Raw genomic sequence first — 13,672 nt, forward strand, 5'->3', positions numbered from 1 at the left:
CGGCCCGCAGGGCATCCGGTTTTGACAGACTGTGCCCCATGGCACAGATAACCTTCAAGGGAAACCCCATCAACACGGTCGGCGACCTGCCGGGAGTCGGTAGCCCGGCCCCCAGCTTCTCGGTCACCGGCACCGATCTCGGCGCCGTCACCAACGACCAGTTCCAGGGCAAGTCGGTGCTGCTGAACATCTTCCCGTCGGTCGACACCGGGATTTGCGCCGCCAGCGTGCGCACCTTCAACGAACGGGCCGCTGCCGCCGGCGCGACCGTGCTGTGCGTCTCGAAGGACCTGCCGTTCGCGCTGAGCCGTTTCTGCGGAGCCGAGGGGATCGAGAACGTCGTCACCGCGTCGGCGTTCCGCGACAGCTTCGGCGAGGACTACGGAATCACCATGACCGACGGTCCGATGGCCGGTCTGTTGGGCCGCGCCGTCGTCGTCATCGGCGCCGACGGCAAGGTGGCCTACACCGAACTGGTTCCCGAGATCGTCCAGGAGCCGAACTACGACGCCGCGCTGGCCGCCCTCCAGTAGTCGTCACCGTTCCTCGCCGGCGCCTGTGCCGGCGAGGAACGGGCCGGTGGTCAGATCGGCCACTGCTCGCGGCGATACGCCGCATCGAAAAACATCCACTCGTATTTCGCCGTGACCACGAAATGGGCTCGAGCGGCGGCTTCGTCCGCCCCGCCCAAAGCCGGTCCGACCCGATCCGTCAGGTCGAGCACCTCGGCCACGGTCGCGGCGAACTCCTCACCGCCGTAGCTGTCGATCCAGCGCTGATAGCGCCGATCGGGCGAACCGCGCTCCGACAACGCCGCTCCGACCCGGGCGTAGATCCAGTAGCAGGGCAGGACTGCCGCCAGGCCCTCGGCGAAGGTGCCGCCGTAGGCGGCGGCCAGCAGATAGCTCGTGTATGCGCGTGTGGTCGGGGCGATCGGCGTCGCGTTCAACGCCTCGACATCCAGCCCCAGTTCGGGGAGCAGCTCGCCGTGCAGGCTCAATTCGACGTCGAATACCTCGGCGGCGTGCCGGGAGAACATCGCGGTGTCGGCGAGCGTGGGCGCCTTGGCACCGACGACGGCCAGTGCCCGGGCGTAGTCGCGCAGGTAGTGCACGTCCTGCGCCACGTAGTGGGCGAATGCCCCGTCGTCCAGGCTGCCGTCGGTGAGCCCGGTCAGGAACGGGTGAGCGAGGATCGCGGTGAACGTCGGCTCGATCGGATCCCACAACCGCGCCGACCAGGATTGCGTATTCGCATCGGGGTGCATACCACCATGGTGTCAGGTACCCCGCAAACGCTGTGCGCTCCCTTGGCGCAGCCTGTACCGCAATGATTCTCGCGGCTGTCGGGGTCAAACCTGACTCCCCGCACAGAGTTTGCCGGAGAGGTTGGCACCGATCTGTGTGGCGACACGCTCCGAAACCGGCCAGCCGCCGGCACGCCCGCCGCGCACAGTTCTCCCGGTCACCGTTCGGTCACGGTATTGCATCTCATTGAGCTTGCGCCCCATACAAATTGGGGAAACAACCCGGCGAGCGGTACAAATGGTTGACTCGACTGATGACGACCGGCAGTCGATGTCGTCCTTTGGTGGTCGAGAGAGTTGATGTTCGATGAGACGTACCTTTGCCCTTCTGTTCGGTCTGGCATTCCTGGTCGCGGCTCCCGGACTGGCCGGCGCCGCACCGATCGAACGCCCGACCGGCAACCAGCGCTTTGTCGATCTCGTGGTCGCCCGCGCGCTGTCGCAGCGCGGCGTGCCGTTCAGCTACGGAGGCGGCGACGTCAACGGGCCGACCCGCGGCGTCGCCCGCACCCTGCCCGCTCCCGGCGCGACGCCGGTGACCCCTCCGCTGGCAGGCGGCGGCTTGATCCCGGGGCTGTCCACCCCGGCGGTGCAGGCACCCGTGCTGACCACCCCGGGCGTTGCGGCGGTGCCCGATCCGGCGGCGAATGTGGTCGGGTTCGATGCCTCCGGGCTGATCGTCTACGCCTTCGCCGGAGCGGGGGTCAAGATGCCGCGATCCTCGGGCGAGCAGTACAAGGTGGGGCAGAAGGTGCTGCCGTCCCAGGCGCTGCCCGGTGACCTGATCTTCTACGGGCCCGAGGGCACCCAGAGCGTGGCGCTCTACCTCGGCAACAACCAGATGATCCAGGGCACCGAGCCGGCTGTCGCGGTCACTCCGGTGCGCGGCGAGGGCATGACGCCCTACCTGGTTCGCATCATCGCCTGAGACCGGATATTCGTGCGTCCGAGGTGGTTCGAGAGTCCGTAGGCTCTGAGCTGTCGACGACGAAGGGCGCCCAGTACAGATGGACCAGACACCTGCGACCACGCGGACCGTGTTTCCCGGCATCAGTTCCCGGGCGTGGGAGCATCCGGCGGACCGGACCGCTCTGACGGCGTTGCGCCGGCTCAAGGGGTTCGATCAGATCCTCAAGGTGCTGTCCGGGATGCTGCGTGAACGCAAGCACAGGCTGCTGTACCTGGCCAGTTCGGCGCGGGTCGGTCCGCGGCAGTTCGCCGACCTCGATGCGCTGCTCGACGATTGCGTACAGGTTCTCGACGCTCCGGTGCGGCCGGAGATGTTCATCATCCAGTCGCCGGAAGCCAATGCGTACTGCATCGGCATGGAAGACCCGTTCATCGTCATCACATCGGGCATGTACGAACTGATGACGCATGACGAGATGCGCTTCGTCATCGGCCACGAGCTCGGCCATGCGCTCAGCGGGCATGCCGTCTACCGCACGATGCTCCATCACCTGTTGCGGCTGGCCTCGTCGTTCGGTTTCATCCCGCTCGGCGGCTGGGCACTGCGAGCGATCGTCGCCGCGCTGCAGGAATGGCAACGCAAATCCGAACTTTCGGGTGACCGCGCAGGTCTGCTGTGCGGGCAGGACTTCGACATGGCGATCCGGGTCGAGCTGAAGTTGGCCGCGGGTCGTCACCTCGACAAGCTCGACTCGCAGGCCTTCCTCGCCCAGGCGCGTGACTACGACGCGACCGGAGACATGCGCGATGGGGTGCTCAAACTGCTCAACCTGGAGCTGCGCACCCATCCCTTCTCGGTGCTGCGCGCGGCGGCGCTGACCAAATGGGTCGACACCGGCGGCTACGGCGCGATCATGGCAGGCAACTATCCGCTGCGGTCCGACGATGCCACGGCGAGCTGGACCGACGACGTGAGCGCGGCGGCCCGCCACTACAAGGACGGCTTCGACCAGTCCGACGACCCGCTGATCCGGGGCCTCCGGGATGGTCTGGGCGGCGTCGTCGACGGGGTAGGGCAGGCCGCGACGAGTGCGGCCGACACGATGGGCCGCAAGATCTCCGAGTGGCGCCGCAACAACAGGACGGGCGAGGAATAGCGGCGACGGCGGGTAGTTGCCGTCGGATCAACGGTAAGCCCCTAGACTAGGCGCTCGTGGGCATCCTGTTTGGCTTCGCGCCGTGGATCATCTATTGGGTTCTCGTCGGCAACGTGCCGTTCCTGGTCGCCGTGTTGGTGGCGCTGGCGACGGCCATCGCAACGTTCACCATCAGCCGGATCTCGGGGGCGCCGGGGCGCACCCTCGAGGTCGGTGCACTCGCGACCTTCATCGTGCTCACGATCCTCACCCTGGTGCTGAGCCAGGACGTCATGGAGCGCTGGATACAGCCGCTGAGCACCGCGGGGATCTTCCTGGTCGCCCTGGTGGGACTGCTGATCGGTAAGCCGTTCGTGATGGAGTTCGCCGCGGCGGGCCAGCCACCCGGCGTCGTCGAAAGCGACCTGTTCCAGCGGATTGTCAAGATCCTGACCTGGATCTGGGTCGGGGCCTTCGCCGGGATGACGATCTCCTCGGCAATCCCGCCGATCGTGCAGGGCGACGCCACGATTCTGGACACCAAGACCCCGCTGTCCTTCATCTGCTACTGGGTCATCCCGTTCGTCCTGCTGGGCCTGGCCGCGCTGGCCTCACGTGTCCTGCCGGACCGGATGACGGCCGGCATGAACGACATCGTGCGCAAGACCACGTTCGTGGCGTTCTCCGAAGCCGAGATCGACCAGCTCTACTACCTGGCCCAGGAGCACGCCAACCGCGAGGTCGGTGCGGGCCAGGAGGCGTACGACGTTCGGGTCGGCGGATCGGCAACTCCGTTGGTGGGCGATGAATCCCGCATGTCGTGGCCCTCGACGTACAAGGTGCGCGACCGCAGGCGGTAGCGACTCAGCGGGCCGGCACCATCCCCAGCAAGCCGAACATCATGATCATGCCCGGAAGCAGGTTCGTCACCTGGTGGGCGATGATGCCGCCCCACAAACTCCCGGAATACAGCCGGGCCAACGCAATTGGGATCGCCACCACCAGGAGCAGCGGGGCTCGCTGCGGTTCGAGGTGGGCGAGGGCAAACACGAGCGTGGACACGATCACCGCGGTGATGCGTCCCCACCGTTGTTCGAGCGCCCCCCACAGCAGCCCGCGGAACACCACCTCTTCACAGATGGGGGCGATGACCGACACCAGGAGCAGGACGGTCACCGCCAGGGGCCAGCCGGTGCGCACGCCCTCGTAGACACCGCCCACCGCCGAGGTCGCGTCCGGGCCGACGATCGACTGGTAGAGCAATGCCGCAGGCAGGGTGACGAAGAGTCCCCCGATGCCGAACGCCAAACCGAGACCCAGTGCGCGCCAAGACCATTGCCACCGGAAATCGATGCGGGGACCGTTGCCCCGCCACGTCGCGATCGCGATGGCCACCGCCGCGGCGGCCAGTGTCGGCACTCCGATCGCCAGGGTGATCAACCAGGCCGGCGGTGGGCCCGGCGGTGCGAACACTCCGAAGGCTGCCGAGGCGAGCAGATAGACGGCCTCGACGACGACGAACGCGCCCAGGCCCCAGCGGTGAGTGGTCACTTGGTTCCGAAGATGCGGTCACCCGCATCGCCCACGCCGGGAACGATGTAGCCCTGCTCGTCGAGTTCCCGGTCCAGCGCCGCGGCGTAGATGGGCACCTCAGGATGCGCCCGGTGCATCGCCTCGACGCCTTCCGGACACGTCAGCAGACACACGAACTTGATCGAGCGGGGCTCGTATTCCTTGATGCGGTCGATGGCCGCGACAGCCGAATTGCCGGTGGCCAGCATCGGATCGACCACCACCACGTCCCGTTCGTGCAGGTCGCCCGGAAGTTTGAAGTAATACTCCACGGCCACCCGGGTCTTCGGATCCCGGTAGAGGCCGATGTGGCCGACCCGGGCGTTCGGCATCACGCTGAGCATGCCGTCAAGGATGCCGCTGCCGGCCCGCAGAATGGACACGAACACCAGTTTCTTGCCGTCGATCACGGCGCCCGTCGTGGATTCCAGCGGTGTCTCGATGTCGATGTCGTGTACCGGGACGTCGCGCAGGACCTCGTAGCTCATCAGCATCGAGATCTCGTTGAGCAGCTGACGGAATCCCTTGGTGGACACGTCCTTCTGCCGCATCAGCGTCAACTTGTGCTGGACCAGTGGATGGTCGATGACGTGCAGGTTGCCCATGGTGTCCTCCTAGAAGACCGTGCCGTCGCTGATGATGGACAACGGAGGGCGGCCGTCGCGCAGGCGTGCCGCCAATGCCCGCCCGGTCGCCCAGGTTCCTCCCTCCAGTACGCAGGCCAGCGGCAGCTGCGGGGCGGCCAGATCACTGCGGACCAGCGGTGCCAGTTCATCGAGCAGCGCGACCGTCAGCGCCCGCCATTCGACCACGATCTCGTCGTCCACCGCCCAGTCCGACTGCGCGAGTGCGGGATCACGTAACCGCAGGACGCCGGTATCGAGCAGCAGTCCGCCGTTGCGGTACTCGGGCAACCCGGTCAGGGCGTCGACGTCGGTGACTGTGACGCCCGCCCACTCGAAGGGCTCCAGAAGTGAGTAGGTCAGCCACTGGGACAGCTTGTGGAACGGCATCCATCCGCGCGACAGGCCAGGCCCGGGAACCGCCCGATGCCTCCAGCAGTCACCGAGCGGTTGACCAGCGATGGCATTCCCGGTGAGCCACACTCCCGAGAGCGTGTCCAACACCGTCGCGAGCAGGTCGTGGGCCGCGACGGTCGGGCCGGTCACCGTGTCGAATAATCCGCCGGGGCGGCCGTCGGGGCCGAATGTTCCCGGGTGAGCGGACAATTGGGTGCCCAGACGACGCAGCAGTTGAACCCGGCCGGTGAGGCCGAGCAGCCGATTCCCGGCCCCCACCTGGAAGGCGGCAGCCAGGTCCGCCTCGTCGATGGCGCGCAGCGCAGCGGCATCGACCCGCAGCGGATCTCCTGCGTCGCTGGAGAACAGTCCGCCGCAGAACGCGTGCCAACTGGCCACTCCCAGCCCCTCCGAGCGGGTCAGCTCAAGGCCGGTATCGGACTCCGTGTAGCGCCAGCCGGATCCGGCGCCGGCGTCCAGCAAGACGCTCACCACGGCCAGGTCGATCATCGAGCGGGCCGTGGCCGCGGAATCCACATGGGTTGTGCGCGTGAGCAACTCCGCCTGACGGTTCACGCCACCGGCCTCGAAATGGCGCCACCGGCTGTGGTAGGGGACGGCAAGGGTGGGGTAGCGGGTACGGGTGACCTCGGCGACGGCGGCGGCCGCACGGGCCAGGGCGTCATCGTCGACCAGGAACCAGGGCGAGTCGCCGTCCCGTGCGCGCCGCAGAAGGTGCCGGGCCCGTTCGCGGATCGCGGAGGTGGTGCGCAGGGCCGCGACAGCCGCCGAGCCATCCAGGGTTGTGGTCATGGCGTGAGCCCGCGGCCCTTGGCGATCTTGAGTTCGTCGATACCAGGTACCGGGCCGGGGGTGAAATAACCGGCGGCCATCTTCGCGTCGATCTCGACCCGGGCGTCGGCAGGGATCAGCTCGTCGGGAATGTTGACCCGCTCGCCCACCTCGATCCCCGAACCCGTGATCGCGTCGTATTTCATGTTGCTCATCGAGACCAGGCGGTGGATCTTGCGGACTCCCAGCCAGTGCAGGACATCGGGCATGAGCTCCTGGAACCGCATGTCCTGCACGCCCGCCACGCATTCGGTGCGGGCGAAGTACTGGTCGGCGGTGTCGCCGCCGTGCTGGCGCTTGCGGGCGTTGTAGACCAGGAATTTCGTCACCTCGCCGAGTGCGCGGCCCTCCTTGCGGGAATAGGCGACCAGGCCGACCCCACCACGCTGGGCGCCGGCGATACACTCCTCGATCGCGTGCGTGAGATAGGGCCTGCAGGTACAGATGTCGGAGCCGAACACATCCGAACCGTTGCACTCGTCATGCACCCGAGCGGTCAGTTCCACACTCGGATCGGCCAGATCCCCTGGTGCACCGAAGATGTAGACGGTCTGCCCGCCGATCGGGGGCAGGAACACCTCCAGATCACCACGGGTGACCAACTCCGGGTACATCCCGCCGGTCTCCTCGAACAACACCCGGCGCAGCGCGGTCTCGGTGCAGCCGAACCGGGCGGCCACCCCGGGAAGGAACCACACCGGCTCGATGGCCGCCTTCGTCACCAGTGCGGCACCGCTTTCCAGCAGCACGTGGCCATCCGGGCGCAGCCGGCCGGCAGAGATTGCCGCGGCGATCTCGGGCACGATCACATGGGCCTTGGTCACCGCGATGGTCGGCCGGATGTCGTAGCCGGCGGCCAATTCGGCGGCGAACTCGTCGGAGACCATTGCGCCCCAAGGATCGAGGCTGACGATCGCACCCGGTTGGCTCCACTGCGGATACGGCCCGATCACATCAGTGGGGGCGGTGTCGGTCAGATCCGCCCTGTGCTCGGGCGAGAGCGCGCCCGCGGCGACGGCCAATGCCCGGTACACGCTGTAGGAGCCACTGTGGGTGCCGATGACATTGCGGTGCGCGCGGGTGGTGGTGGTGCCGATCACCGGACCCCGCGCGGCAGCATTCGGTGCGGCCCACTGGATCGTCGGGGTCCCCGCCGCGGCGCTGTGGGAGGTCAACCGGATGTGCCGGGCTTTCGCCGGCTCCGCGGGCGCACCACCTGATTCGGCCACCATGTTGGTGCTCCTTCCTCCGCGCACGCACCCGGTCGAGACAGTCCAGTCAACCCCGATTCGGCCGGTTCTGCATGCAGAGTGCCCGTACCGTCGGTCGGGTGCGCTGGATCGTGGACGGCATGAACGTCATCGGGACTCGGCCCGACGGTTGGTGGAAGGATCGGCACGGCGCGATGGCCGGTCTGGTCGAGGTGCTCGAGCGCTGGGCCGTGGCCGGGGGACACCGGGTCACGGTGGTGTTCGAAGGACCGACGACGCCGCCGATCGAGTCTGCGGTCGTCGAGGTGGGGCACGCTCCACGGGCGCACGCGAACTCGGCCGACGACGAGATCGTGCGGTTGGTTCAGGCGGATTCGCGACCCGGCGAGATCAGCGTCGTGACATCGGACGGCGGGCTGGCCGCGAGGGTCCGCGCCGCGGGCGCGCTCGTGCAACCGGCCGCCGGTTTCCGGGACCAGATCGCCTCGTTCTGAATACCCGAGCGCCCTGCTGCATTACCGTCACCGGCATGGGCGACGATGCGGTCGGCATCAGCGGTGTTGACCTGACGGATCCTGCTGTCTACCAGGCCGGTATCCCGGTCGAGGCGTTCCGTGAGCTTCGGCGGCGGGCCCCCGTCGCGTGGCACCCGTACGGTGACACGGGTTTCTGGGCGCTCACTGGCTATGACGAGATTCTCGCCGTGTCGCGGGACAGTGCAACGTGGTCCTCACAGCAGACCGGGGTCATGCTCGACGTTCCTCGGTCGGAGGAGGCCTACCAGCTCACCCTGATGATGCTGACGATGGACCCGCCGCGACACACCGCCTTGCGGAAGCTGGTGAGCAAGGGGTTCACCCCGCGCCATGTGGCGCGACTGAATTCTCGGGTGGCAGACCTGGCGGCCGAGATCGTCGACGGTGTGTTGGACCGCGGCGAATGTGATCTCGTGTCCGACGTCGCGGGTGCATTGCCGTCGTATGTGATCGCCGAACTGCTCGGGATCCCGCATGAGGACGGTCGCCGGCTTTATGAGCTGACCGAAATCATGAATACGGAGCGCGTCGGCACTCCCACGGAGTCGGCGATGCAGGCGTTGGGCGAAATGTTCGAATACGCGTCGGCACTTGCCGAACGCAAGCGTGCCGACCCGGCCGACGACATCGCGAGTGCGCTGCTGCAGGCCGAAGTGGATGGTCAACGCCTCACCGACCTGGAGTTCAACTTGTTCTTCCTCTTGCTGATCAACGCCGGTGGTGACACCACCCGCAACCTGAAGTGCTCCCCGGAAGTTGGACTGAGAAATTCAGTTTCTTCTTCTGGGGAGTACTTTTTTGCATCCTTCTAGTTCGTTGACTGAGGCCCAGCGCGGTGCGGCGGTAGCGTTGTTCGAGCAGGGGCGGGGCTATAGCGCCACCGCGAGGTATCTGGGAGTGAGCCGGGGGCCGGTTCGCGAGATACATCGCCGTTGGGTCCTGCATGGCAGGAAGGCGCTGGTGGCAAAACCGACCAAAACGCAGTACTCGTTCGAGTTCAAGCTCGAAGTGGTGCGCAAGGTGGTCGACGAGGGTGCGGCCGCCCAGCAAGTAGCTCAGCAGTACCGGCTGTCCTCAGCCACGCTGGTGCAGACCTGGGTGCGGACCTACCGCCGGCTCGGTGAGGACGGGTTGAAACCCAAACCCAAAGGGCGCCAACCCAAAGACGCTGATTCCTCGTCACAGGAGTTGACGGAGCTGGAGCGGCTGGAGCAGGAGAATGAGCGGCTGCGAGCCGAGAACGCCTACCTAAAAAAATTGCGGGCCTTGATGGCGCACGAACGGCGGTGAAAGCCGCCGCTGTCGCCGCTCTCAAGGCTGATCATCGGTTGCCGGTGCTGCTGGAAGTCGCGCAGTTGGCGCGGTCGACGTTCTTCTATCACCAGGGCAAACCCGAGGCGCTCGACCCGCGCGCCGACCTCAAAACCGCGATCACCGAGGTGTTCGAGGCTGCCCGCGGCCGCTACGGGCACCGCCGCATCCACACGGTGTTGATCCGACGAGGTTTTGTGGTGGCCAAAAAGACCGTGCTGGCGTTGATGCGCGAGCTGGCGCTGATCTGCCGGGTGCGGCGCCGCAGGCGCTACAACTCCTACACCGGCGGGCCCGGTCAGGTCGCCGAAAATCTTCTCAACCGCGAGTTCAGCGCGAGCGCGCCGAATCAGAAGTGGGTCACCGACGTGACCGAGTTCCGCATCACCGATCGCAAGGTCTACTTGTCCCCGGTGCTCGATTTGTTCGACCGGTCGGTGGTGGCTTACGCGTGGTCGATGAGCCCGAATGTGGAGTTGACCAACACCTCACTGACCGCGGCGATCGCCACCTTGGAACCGGGTGAATGTCCGCTGGTGCACTCCGATCAGGGCTTCCAGTACCGGCATTGGTCCTGGCGCAAGTTGCTCGGCGACGCTGAGGCGGTGCAGTCGATGTCGCGTAAAGCCAACTGCTATGACAACGCGGTCATGGAGAACTTTTTCGGTCACCTGAAGTCAGAAATGTTCCATCACAACCGGTTCGACACTGTCGAGGACTTCACTGCCGCCCTTGACACCTACATCCACTGGTACAACACCGAACGAATCTCGACAAAGCTCAAGGGCCTGAGCCCGGTCCAATACCGAGCCCAGGCCCTTGCCGCTTAAGCTCCAAACGTCAGTGTCCAACTTTCGGGGACCACTTCAACCTGGTCGCGGCGGGGACACTTGCCCTGCTCGAGCATCCCGATGAACAAGCCCGGCTCACGGCCGATCCCGAACTTCTCCCGACCGCTGTCGAAGAGATGCTGCGCTATGTCAGCCCGGTGAACGTATTCGCCCGCACCGCGACGAAAGACACCCAGTTGCACGGTGTGCGCATCGCAGGAGGTGAAAGAGTGGCCATGTTCTTCCCGTCGGCCAATCGCGACGAGGCGCACTTTTCCGATCCCGACCGGTTCGATATCAGCCGAAACCCGAATCCACACTTGGCTTTCGGTGGCGGCGGGACGCATTTCTGTCTCGGAGCGAACCTGGCCCGGGTGGAGGCGACGGCGATCTTCCCCGAAATCCTGAAACGGATGAAGGATCTCGAGGTCATCGGGCCGGTGGAGCGGGTGCGGTCGAATCTGATGAACGGCATCCACTCGATGCCGGTGCGGTTCAGCGCCGCGTGATCAGTTCGCGGGCGGGGGTGCCTGCCGCACGCGTACCGTCTCGATCTCTTCGTCGATGATCAACTGGCGCAGGGTTTTCCGGTCGAACTTTCCGCTGGGCAGGGTCGGTATCCGTTCGCTGGTGGTCACTGCCCACCGGGTCGGCACCTTGTAGGCCGACAACTGTTCCCGAGAGCGGGCGGCCAGTGCGGTCAGGTCGAGATCCGCGGTGGGTACCACGACCGCACAGACCTCCTCGCCGCGCTGCGGGTCGTCGATGCCGACGACCACACATTGCGCCACGTCGGCAGACTCGGCGATGATGGCCTCGACCTCCAACGGGGAGACGTTGGCCCCGGCGGCCTTGATCAGATCGGTGGTGCGCCCGACGTAGAACAGGCGGGGATCGCCGTCGCGGCGGTACACCTTGTCGCCGGTGTGGTACCAGCCGTCGGCATCGAAGGTGTCCGACCGTTCGCGCTTGTTGTAACCGGCCATGACCCCGATACCGCGGACCAGGAGTTCGCCGGTGTCCCCGGATGCGACCGGGGCACCGTGCTCGTCGACGATGGCCATGTCGGTGAAGACGAAGCCACCGGCTGTCTCGGACATGGTGCGGTGCACCGGGAATCCGTCGGGTACATCGGTCATGGCGATGTCCAGCGGGCCGTCGCGCAGCATCGGTGCACTGCTCAGGTCACGGTCGGCGAACGACGGGTGCTCACGCAACTTCTGGGTGAACGCGGGCCAACCCACGATCCCGGTGATCCGTTCCCGCTCGGCCAGATCCAGCGCGGTGTCCGGATCCAGTTTCGGCATGACCACCAGGGTGACCGGCTCGTGCAGGGCACCGGTCACCGCGAGCAGTCCGCCGATCCAGAAGAACGGCATGGCGCACAGAATCCGGGACTGGTTCTGCGACCCCGTGATCGCGCGGATGGCGGCGGGCCAGGTCGAGGTCTGACGCACCAGCGTGCCATGGGTGTGCAGGACACCTTTGGGATCGGCGGTGGATCCGGACGTGTGCACCATGATGGCGAGGTCGGCGGGGGAGACCTCGGCTTCGGCGGCGGCCAGCACCTCGGCGGGCACCACGTCGGCGGTTCCATCGCACCCGGCTGAGACCCACGGCCGGTCGGCGGCGCCGATCAGCGTGATGCGGCGCAGATAGGGGGCGGCGCGCAGGGCCAGCCGGCTCGTGGAGTGGCCCGCGAGTTCGGGCAGGGCGGCCTCCAGCCGTTCGGCGACATCGATGGTGAGCACCGTTGCGGGGGCGATGAGTAGCCCGATGTCGGCCAGCCGCAACACTTTTGCGATCTCGGCGGGGGTGTACAGGGTGCTCAGCGGCACCGCCACCGCACCGATTCGCGACACCGCGAGCCACCACGTCACCCACTCGGCGCCGTTGGGGAAGAACAGGCCGACGCGGCTGCCCTTGCCGACCCCTTGGTACAGCAGCCACCGCGCCAGCCGTGCCGAGCGCTGGTCGGCCTCGACGTAGGTGAGCCGTTCGGTGGGGGTGACCAGGTAGGCGGACTCACCGAACTCGGCGACACCGTGCCGCAGCAGGGCGGGGACGGTCAGTGGGGATTGCGTCACCGGCCCATCTTCTCCAATGACCGCGGCGGGTCGGCCCGGGGTGGGTCAGTTACCGCCGCAGTTGCAGCCGTCACGTGGCGGGCGCGGATCGTGGGGGTCCTCGGGGTCCGGGTCGCCGAACCACCGCGACGGCTCGTGCTCGACATAGGTGTCGTGCCAGGACCACCACTCATAGGGCTTGGTCTGCGGGTATCCCGGCGGAGAATCCTCCCAGGTCTCCTGCCGGCCGAGCGCGGTCATGTCCAGGAAGTTCCAGGTGTTTACGAAGGCCTCGTCGCCCCGGTCGTCGATGAAGTAGGTGCGGAATATCCGGTCACCGTCGCGAATGAACGCGTTGGTGCCGTGCCACTGGTCGACGCCGAAGTCCACGTCGAACTCCGCGCCGGGCCCGGGGACCATGGTGTACCAGGGATGACTCCACCCCATGCGTGTCTTGATCCGGGCGATGTCGGCCTGGGACCCGCGCGAGGCGTAGACCAGAGTGGTGTCGCGGGCGTTGAGATGGGCCAGGTTGCCGATGTGGTCGGCCATCAACGAGCAGCCGACGCACCCGTGTTCCGGCCAGTCGTCCACCCCCGGATCGAGGAATGCCCGGTACACGATCAGCTGGCGTCGCCCGGCGAACAGGTCGAGCAGGGTGGCACTGCCGTCGGGGCCTTCGAACGCGTAGTCCTTGTCCACCGGCGTCCACGGCATACGCCGGCGCAGTGCCGCCAGCCGGTCCCGTGCCCGGGTGAATTCCTTTTCCTTGACCAGCATTTCGTCGAGCGCGGCCTGCCATTCCGGTGCAGGCACAATTGCTGGGGTCTTCATGATTGCTCCCGTCGTCCTGTGCAACGATTGTCAATCGTTCAACAAATCAGTTGAATAACTTCCTCGAGGTAACCACGGTTGGCGGCTATA

Annotated in this window: 15 protein-coding genes and 2 pseudogenes; 10 read left to right on the forward strand and 7 right to left on the reverse strand. The window is 66.5% G+C overall.

The genetic code is table 11. The features are described from left to right. The first annotated feature begins 38 nt into the window (after positions 1–38). Positions 39–533 (forward strand): thiol peroxidase, encoded by a 495-nt coding sequence (tpx, locus tag ACNQR1_RS20375; RefSeq protein WP_418047645.1) that lies wholly within the window; start codon positions 39–41, stop codon positions 531–533. Positions 534–583: 50 nt separating this feature from the next. Here the strand turns inward: tpx and tenA are convergent, their stop codons facing one another. Continuing rightward, positions 584–1,267, reverse strand: a complete 684-nt coding sequence (gene tenA, locus ACNQR1_RS20380; protein WP_418047646.1) for a thiaminase II — start codon at positions 1,265–1,267, stop codon at positions 584–586. A 346-nt stretch (positions 1,268–1,613) separates the two neighbouring features. On the opposite strand from tenA, the gene ripD reads away from it, so the two are divergent. From ripD to ACNQR1_RS20395, 3 genes are all read left to right on the forward strand, one after another. Next, positions 1,614–2,234: an NlpC/P60 family peptidoglycan-binding protein RipD gene (gene ripD / locus ACNQR1_RS20385; protein WP_418047647.1), complete on the forward strand. Its 621-nt coding sequence runs from the start codon at positions 1,614–1,616 to the stop codon at positions 2,232–2,234. A gap of 79 nt (positions 2,235–2,313) precedes the next feature. Further along, on the forward strand, positions 2,314–3,372 hold the full coding sequence (locus ACNQR1_RS20390) for a M48 family metallopeptidase (RefSeq protein ID WP_418047648.1): 1,059 nt from the start codon (positions 2,314–2,316) through the stop codon (positions 3,370–3,372). A gap of 56 nt (positions 3,373–3,428) precedes the next feature. Continuing rightward, entirely contained in the window at positions 3,429–4,211 is a 783-nt protein-coding gene (locus ACNQR1_RS20395) for a hypothetical protein (protein WP_418047649.1), read from the forward strand. 4 nt (positions 4,212–4,215) lie between these two features. Here the strand turns inward: ACNQR1_RS20395 and ACNQR1_RS20400 are convergent, their stop codons facing one another. The 4 genes from ACNQR1_RS20400 to ACNQR1_RS20415 are packed head-to-tail and all read right to left on the reverse strand — an operon-like array spanning position 4,216 to position 8,026. Beyond that, positions 4,216–4,902 (reverse strand): type II CAAX prenyl endopeptidase Rce1 family protein, encoded by a 687-nt coding sequence (locus ACNQR1_RS20400; RefSeq protein ID WP_418047650.1) that lies wholly within the window; start codon positions 4,900–4,902, stop codon positions 4,216–4,218. After that, positions 4,899–5,528, reverse strand: coding sequence for a uracil phosphoribosyltransferase (gene upp, locus ACNQR1_RS20405; RefSeq protein WP_418047651.1), 630 nt, complete (start codon positions 5,526–5,528; stop codon positions 4,899–4,901). The genes ACNQR1_RS20400 and upp overlap by 4 nt, the downstream gene beginning before the upstream one ends. Positions 5,529–5,537: 9 nt before the next feature. Continuing rightward, entirely contained in the window at positions 5,538–6,755 is a 1,218-nt protein-coding gene (locus ACNQR1_RS20410; RefSeq protein WP_418047652.1) for a DUF1688 family protein, read from the reverse strand. Further along, positions 6,752–8,026, reverse strand: a complete 1,275-nt coding sequence (locus ACNQR1_RS20415; protein WP_418047653.1) for a GTP cyclohydrolase II — start codon at positions 8,024–8,026, stop codon at positions 6,752–6,754. Before ACNQR1_RS20415 ends, ACNQR1_RS20410 begins: the two co-directional genes overlap by 4 nt. A gap of 98 nt (positions 8,027–8,124) precedes the next feature. On the opposite strand from ACNQR1_RS20415, the gene ACNQR1_RS20420 reads away from it, so the two are divergent. The 6 genes and pseudogenes from ACNQR1_RS20420 to ACNQR1_RS20445 all read left to right on the forward strand — a co-directional run. Beyond that, positions 8,125–8,499: an NYN domain-containing protein gene (locus ACNQR1_RS20420; protein ID WP_418047654.1), complete on the forward strand. Its 375-nt coding sequence runs from the start codon at positions 8,125–8,127 to the stop codon at positions 8,497–8,499. A gap of 35 nt (positions 8,500–8,534) precedes the next feature. Further along, on the forward strand, positions 8,535–9,353 hold the full coding sequence (locus tag ACNQR1_RS20425) for a hypothetical protein (protein WP_418047655.1): 819 nt from the start codon (positions 8,535–8,537) through the stop codon (positions 9,351–9,353). 37 nt (positions 9,354–9,390) lie between these two features. After that, positions 9,391–9,438 (forward strand): annotated as a pseudogene (locus tag ACNQR1_RS20430) (hypothetical protein); the annotation flags it as partial. Between the two features lie 63 nt (positions 9,439–9,501). Then, positions 9,502–9,831, forward strand: a complete 330-nt coding sequence (locus tag ACNQR1_RS20435; RefSeq protein WP_418050432.1) for a helix-turn-helix domain-containing protein — start codon at positions 9,502–9,504, stop codon at positions 9,829–9,831. Next, complete coding sequence (locus tag ACNQR1_RS20440; RefSeq protein WP_418047656.1) at positions 9,828–10,682, forward strand: IS3 family transposase; 855 nt, start codon at positions 9,828–9,830, stop codon at positions 10,680–10,682. The genes ACNQR1_RS20435 and ACNQR1_RS20440 overlap by 4 nt, the downstream gene beginning before the upstream one ends. A 38-nt stretch (positions 10,683–10,720) precedes the next feature. Beyond that, positions 10,721–11,191, forward strand: a pseudogene (locus ACNQR1_RS20445) (cytochrome P450); the annotation flags it as partial. Here the strand turns inward: ACNQR1_RS20445 and ACNQR1_RS20450 are convergent. Further along, positions 11,192–12,769 (reverse strand): class I adenylate-forming enzyme family protein, encoded by a 1,578-nt coding sequence (locus ACNQR1_RS20450; RefSeq protein WP_418047657.1) that lies wholly within the window; start codon positions 12,767–12,769, stop codon positions 11,192–11,194. A gap of 45 nt (positions 12,770–12,814) precedes the next feature. Next, positions 12,815–13,582 (reverse strand): DUF899 domain-containing protein, encoded by a 768-nt coding sequence (locus tag ACNQR1_RS20455; protein ID WP_418047658.1) that lies wholly within the window; start codon positions 13,580–13,582, stop codon positions 12,815–12,817. Between the last annotated feature and the right edge of the window lie 90 nt (positions 13,583–13,672).

The sequence above is a fragment of the Mycobacterium sp. 48b genome (assembly GCF_048282725.1).
Classification (GTDB): Bacteria; Actinomycetota; Actinomycetes; order Mycobacteriales; family Mycobacteriaceae; genus Mycobacterium.